Annotated in this window: 1 protein-coding gene; it reads right to left on the bottom strand. The window is 65.2% G+C overall.

The features are described from left to right. Positions 1–253 (bottom strand): hypothetical protein (locus AC4HNJ_RS22065; RefSeq protein ID WP_490481751.1); only part of this gene is annotated, 253 nt, incomplete at both ends.

Here is a 253-nt window from a genome sequence, read left to right as displayed (position 1 = left end):
GCCCAGTTCCGCCAGCGAGGCATCGGCTTGCGTATCGAAAAACGGATAGCGCCCGTTGAAGGACTGATTGAAGGGCGCGGCGATCGTCTCGCGCCACAGCTCATTGAGACTGTTGGCCGCCGGCTGCAGCACGGTTTGCCAGGCACTTTCCAGAGGCTGCGCAAACAGCGCCTGGCCGAAACCGGCCCAGGCCGAACCCAGGCTGGCGGCGGTCAGCGACGCTTCGTCCCGCACCTGGGTCAAGGTCGATAGC

This window comes from Dyella sp. SYSU CM1112, assembly GCF_058216415.1.
The sequence above is the reverse complement of the archived record's forward strand: the minus strand, read 5'-3'. Positions and strand labels throughout refer to the sequence as shown.